At 63.2% G+C, this 6,227-nt stretch carries 3 protein-coding genes; 2 read left to right on the forward strand and 1 reads right to left on the reverse strand.

Going from position 1 to position 6,227, the window contains the following annotated elements; genetic code table 11:
• A partial coding sequence (locus OQK_RS24765) for an alkene reductase (protein ID WP_016774797.1) occupies nt 1–1,031 on the forward strand: 1,031 nt, incomplete at its 5' end.
• Between the two features lie 88 nt (nt 1,032–1,119).
• Entirely contained in the window at nt 1,120–1,596 is a 477-nt protein-coding gene (locus tag OQK_RS24770) for a helix-turn-helix domain-containing protein (protein WP_016774798.1), read from the forward strand.
• A 243-nt stretch (nt 1,597–1,839) separates the two neighbouring features.
• On the opposite strand, the gene OQK_RS24775 is transcribed toward OQK_RS24770, so the two are convergent.
• Nucleotides 1,840–6,227, reverse strand: a 4,388-nt coding sequence (locus OQK_RS24775; RefSeq protein ID WP_038861716.1) for a trifunctional serine/threonine-protein kinase/ATP-binding protein/sensor histidine kinase, incomplete at its 5' end; no start/stop codon positions are given.

Genomic DNA, 6,227 nt, shown 5'->3' on the forward strand with positions numbered 1-6,227 from the left:
CGCGCGCTGGCCAGCCGGGCGACGTGCCGACCGCAATGAACGCCGAGTACTACCGCCAACGCGCCAGTGCCGCGCTGATCATCACCGAGGCCACGCAGATTTCTCAGCAAGGCCAGGGCTATGCGTGGACGCCGGGGATCTACACCGATGCGCAAGTGCAGGCCTGGCGCGAAGTCAGCACGGCGGTGCACGCGGCCAACGGTCTGATCTTCATGCAGCTGTGGCACGTCGGCCGGGTCTCGCATCCCAGCTTCCAGCCGGACGCCGGTTTGCCGGTGGCGCCGAGCGCCCTGCCTGTGCCGGGCAAGACTTTTATCGTCGATGAACAAGGCAACGGCGTATGGGGCGATGTGCCGGTGCCGCGCGCCCTCGAAACAGCGGAAATCGCCGACATGGTCGAAGACTATCGCCGCGCTGCGCGCAACGCGTTGAACGCTGGCATGGACGGCGTGGAGATCCATGCCGGCAACGGTTATCTGCTCGACCAGTTTCTCAACAGCAACAGCAACCAGCGTGATGACGCCTATGGCGGCAGTGTGGAAAACCGTGCGCGGTTTCTGCTCGAAGTGGTCGCTGCCGTGGCTGATGAAGTCGGTGCCGAGCGCGTTGGCGTGCGGCTGACGCCAATGGGCCGCTTCATGGGCATGGGCGATGACACGCCTGAAGCGACCTTCGGTTATCTGGTCGAGGCGCTCAACCAGTGGAATCTGGCCTACCTGCATCTGGTCGAGCCGGCCATGGTCGGCACGGTCAAGGACGAAAACTTCGACCCGCGCTGGGACGCGATCATCGCCCAGTTGCGCCAGACCTGGAACGGCGTGCTGATCCTCGCTGGCGGTTACGACGCCGAGTCCGCCGAACAGGCGCTCAACGCCGATCGCGCCGACATCATCGCCTTTGGCCGGCCATTTTTGGCCAACCCGGACCTGCCGCGTCGGCTGCACGACGGGCTTGAACTGAACGCGCCGGATCCGAGCAGTTTCTTCGGCGGCGATCAGCGTGGTTACGTCGATTATCCGTTTCACGCCTGAGGCTTGGGCTTCATAACTTTTAAGGTTTGTTTAAGGACTTTAAATAAAGCCTGCGGCCAGACTTTGCCCATCGATCAGGAGAGCCGCCATGAACCCGCAATCGGTGAAGTCAGACCCTTCCTGCCACCTGGCTCGCCCACTGGGCGCACTGTCCGGCTGGCAGGAACGCCGCGCCAAGGCCTACATGCTGCACGATCTGAGCCGCAGCCTGCGCGTCAGCGAGATTGCCGAACATTGCAATCTGTCACGCAGCCACTTTTCCCGGGCGTTCAAGATCGTCACCGGCTGCTCGCCCCAGGAATGGATGCTGAAGATGAAGATCGACAAGGCCAAAGGGCTGTTGCTGACCTCGATGGCGATTACCGAGATTGTTTATGAATGCGGATTTTCCGATCACTCGCACTTCACGCGCACGTTCGGGCGCATGGTGGGCATGCCGCCGAAGGTCTGGCGCCAACTGATGTGCGGAGCGCGGGTGGCGCTGGTGGATGCGGATGTCTGGCGGCTCAGCGATGGGTTGCTGAATTCGACGATGGGCCAGCGCTTGACGGAACTGCGGCCCTGAGTCGGATTTCAAAGGGTTTTGTTCACTCCTCCCTTTTGGCCGCGATTTTTCGCGGCTTTTTTTTGAACGGTGCACCGCCGTTCGGCATTGGAGTCGCGGTGAATTCACCCCTCACCCCAGCCCTCTCCCCGAGGAGAGGGAGCCGATTTGTGTGCTTTTCCAATCCTGAGTTCAACTCGGACTTTCACGTCGGCGTATCTCCCCCAAACACCCCGGTCAGTCCCCTCTCCCTCCGGGAGAGGGTTAGGGTGAGGGGCTTTTGATCCTGGCGTCCGGCGCCAGTGGCAGTTTGAAGCAGATCCGCGCGCCCTCTTCGCTGTCTTCCACGCGCAACGTCCCGCCATGGGCGCCTATCACCGTTCGGCAAATCGCCAGGCCCATGCCCATGCCGCTGCCCTTGGTGGTGAAGAACGCATCGAAAATTTCTTCACGCTGATGCTCGGCGATCCCCGGCCCGTTGTCTTGAAAAGCCACGCAGACCTGCCCATCGGACAGCGTCGACTCAATCACCAGGCGCCCGTCAGTCACGCCCTGCCCAGCCATCGCTTCCAGCGCGTTGACGATCAGGTTGTAGATCACCTGCTGGATCTGCACCCGATCCCCCAGCACCGGGTCAGCAGCGTTGAGTTGCGTGTGCAAGCTCACCCCGCGATTGTGCACATCGCTGGCCGTCAGTTGCACGACCTCGCCGATCAACGCGTCAATCGACACCGGTAACCGTTGCAACGGCGCCTGCCTGGCCAGGGCGCGCAAGGCCTGGACGATCTCGGTGGCACGGGCGCTGTCGGAGCGGATGTCTTCCAGTCCCTGAATAGCCTCGTCGAGATCAGGCGTGTCGCGCTTGAGCCAGCGCAGACTGGCCGAGGCGTTCGATGAAATGCCCAGCAGCGGCTGGCTGATTTCGTGGGCGATCGAGGCCGACAGTTCGCCCATCATTTTCAGGTGCGAGTTGCGCGCCAGTTCCGCCCGCGAGCTGCGCAAGTCGGCTTCCATCTGCGCGCGCAAGCGGTTGTCTTCGACCAGTTGCGCGTAGAGCCGCGCGGTCTGCAGCGACACCGCTGCCTGCGAGGCGAGAATTTCCAGCATGGTCAGGCGTTCGGCGCTGAACAGCTTCGGTACCAGGCTGTTTTCCAGATACACCAGACCGATCAGCGCGCCCTGCTTGAGCAACGGCAGGCACATCAGCGAGCGCGTCTGCCGTTGCTGCAGATCAGCGCTGTAGGCTTGCGGGCAGTCGGCGCGGGCATCGTCAAGCACCAGCGGCGTGCGCGTGCGCATGGTCGAATTGAGTACTGAAACCGGCGCGATCTGCTCCAGCGAGCGATCGTCGTCCTGACTGACCCGCACGTTGCCCGCCTCGACATGCGCGGCAGCGGCCAATTGCAACTCACCCTCGGCGACCAACAGCAGCGCGCCGCGATCGGCACCCGCCTGAATCATCAAGTGATTCATCAAGGTCTCCACCAGCCGATCAAGCAACACCTCTTGCGAGACCGCGCGTGCCGCTTCAATGCCGACTTCCAGGTCAAGGCGCACCCGCGTCACCGGCGTTCCCGCTTCCAGGGAATGCTCGTGGGCGAGAAACGGATACTGCGCTTCGAGCTGGCGCGCCTTGGCTTCAGCGCCCCACAGCACATAGCAGTCGCGCGCAACACGCAGGTGATGATGCGTGCCGGAGACCAGGCCGTTGGCCAGGCAGACCTCGGCCAGTTGTTCATGTGCCAGTGCTTGCTCATGGATAAACCCGGCAGCGGCCGCCGCGATTTGCGCTTGGTCGAAGCAGCGAATGGCGGCCAGCCCTTCGCCGCGCACGCGGGCCATCGCGCCTTCGATCAGCAGCAGTTTGTTGCTGAAGGTCGAAGGATTGAGCTCGACCCATGGCAGAAAACGCTGCCGTTGCTGCTCCAGTTTCTGCAGTTTTTCGGCAACAGAGCCCGGCGCCTCGGGACTGGCCAGTGCCAAGCTGTAGAACAGGTAGTAATGCGCCAGATCAATGTGCGCCGGCAGCGACCAGGCCAACGCCTCGGCGTCTTCGAAACGGCGCAACGCGTAACGCACTTCGCCGAAATACAACGCCGACATGCCCGAATACAACCACATCCACAACAGCGTCGGCTGTGAAACGCGGTCGCGATGCAGCGGGCCGAAGCGGTCATGTTCCAAAGCATCCAGCATTGCGATCGAACGAGGCTCAGGCCCATTGCGCAAATCGCTGGCAAACGCCTGTTGCGCCAGCAGAATGCGCTCGATGTCGATGTAGTGAAACTGCCGCACCCAACTCAGGCCGACGTCCAGCTCGTTCAACACGTTTGGCAGCGGCTCGCCCATGAACAGCAGATCGGAGCCGATATGGTTGCAGGCGTAACACGACATGCCCAGATCGCCGCCGGCCTGACCGCACTCAAACGCGGCGAAAGCCTTCTGCCGCGCGTAAGCCATCGGCCGGGTCCACGCGCTGACCTGATCCAGCGCCACCAGCGTGCCGGTGCGCCCCGCCTCATAGCCGTGCAGATCAGTCAGATCGAGCGCCAGTTCGGCGAAAGCAACACCGTCCAGATATTCGCCATAACGGTCGGCGATCATCACGCCGTACCAGGCAAAACCGTAGCCGCTGCTCGGCGTGGTGCCATGGAGCAAAGTCAGTTCGACCATCTTCGCCAAGTGCAGAAAAGCAATGTCGTCCTGTACGAAGAACGAGGCGATCAGCGTGCTCAACAGCTCCATGGCCACTTCGATTCGCGGCTCGTTGGCTTTGGGCAACGCCGTCAACTCAGCGATCCGTCGCGCACCGACCAATTGCCGAACCCGTTCGAACGCTTCGCCCAGTTGCGCCTTCGAGGGTTGTCGCTGCAGGTCGATGTCGAGCAACGCAAGACCGGCCAGAGCTTCGCCGATCGCGCCGTGGTAATCGGAATGCAAGGTGCGCAGGCTGGCGCGCAGGCGGTAGGTTTTCGCCCGGTCCAGCACGGTGGCAGCGTGTTCCAGGCAATCGTCAAGACGCTGTTGCGCGCCGGGCAGATCCGCCAGCAACATCGCGCAGTCGGCTGCCAGCCAGCGCGCCGCGAAGGCTTGCGGGTAGAGCTGCGTCCAGCCGTTGTCGCCGAGTAATACCTCGGCGCTGCGCAGATAATCCACGGCCTGCTCGACAGCGGCGCTATCGCGGGCGCGCTCGGCAGCTTCGAGCAGTAACTGGATGAACTCAGCGCGTCGAGGCGCTTGCAGCGCATTGCCGGCGCTGCGCTGAATCTGACTGGCGATGTCGAAGACCCGCGCCTGCCGCTGCTCGCCGCATTGATCGAGCATGGCGGCCGCGATGCGCGCATGCTCAGCCGAACGCCCGGCCGGTGCGGTCAGCGCAGCGGCGGCTTCCAACACCCGATCGTGGGGAAACACCAGTTGGCCCGGCTCGCGCAGAAGAAATCCGGCGCTGACCAGATAATCCACGTCACGCAGCAATTGCGCCGGATCGTCCCCCAGCAAATCGCCCAACAGCGTTTCGTCACAGCGGCCACCGACATAACCCGCGGTGCGCAACACTTCACGGGCACTGGCCGGCAGACGCAGCAAGCGTTGCACCATCAATTCGGCCACGTTGTCGGCGTAGCGATAGCCGTTCACTTCGGCCTGACTCCACACCCAGCGCCGCGTCGTCGCGTCGAAACGCAGCAGACGCTCGTCCACCAGAGCGCGCGCGACCTGGCTGACGAACAACGGATTGCCGGCGGTTTTGAAGTGCACGACGCGGGCCAGCGCCTCGAGGTTGTCGACGTCAGCATCGAGTTCGACCGCCATCAGTTGCGCAACGGCCTGCACCGACAGCGGCCCTAGTCGAAGGTCACTGACTGGCAGCGCGGGTGCTCTGCGCATCTCATCGAGCCAGCCGCCCGGATGCTCCGTCAACTCGCCCTCGCGATACGCCAGAACCAGCAGCAGATGCCGCGTCGGTCGGGCGATAAAGGCTTTGAGAAACGCCTGCGTCGAGTCGTCAGCCCACTGCAAGTCGTCGATAAACAGCAGCAGCGGATGCCCCGGTTGCGCAAAGACTTCGAGCACATCGAGCAGCGCCCGATTGACTCGATCCAGGGCGTGGCGCGCCGGCATGTTCGGCAGTTCGGCGGTGGCGCCGATCAGCAGTTCGGCTTCCGGCGCCAGGTCCAGCAGCAAGCGGCCACGGCCCTTGAGGGTTTCGCGCAGTTGCTCGGCCAAGGCCTGCAAGGCCAGCGTGGGCTTGGTCAACACTTGGCTGATCAGAGACTGAAAAATCTGCGCCAGCGGCGCGAAGGGCCGGTCATTGTTCAGCAGTTCGATCTTGCCGCTGGCCCAATAACCGGGCGCCTGGCTACGCAGGACTTGCTGGATCAGCGTCGACTTCCCCGCTCCCGGTGCGCCGGCAACCAGCAGCACGCGAGCGATGCCGTCGCTGCGCACGCGCTGGATCTGTTCAAGCAGCTGCTGACGTTCGTCATCACGACCAAACAGCACATCGCCGCGCGTGGCCGTTGCGCGAGCATCGAAAGCACCGAGGCGGAACGCTTCGATCTGGCCTTTTTTCTGCCATTGACGCAGGCACCAGGTCAGATCGGCGGCCAGCGATTCGATGCTTTGATAGCGCGCGTCCGGCTCCTTGGCCA

Source organism: Pseudomonas sp. R62, from assembly GCF_000257605.1.
GTDB classification, from domain to species: Bacteria; Pseudomonadota; Gammaproteobacteria; order Pseudomonadales; family Pseudomonadaceae; genus Aquipseudomonas; species Aquipseudomonas atacamensis.

Bases quoted from the DNA above. Each gene is read 5' to 3' on its own strand.
- OQK_RS24770 (WP_016774798.1), top strand. From the start codon at position 1,120: ATGAACCCGCAATCGGTGAAGTCAGACCCTTCCTGCCACCTGGCTCGC.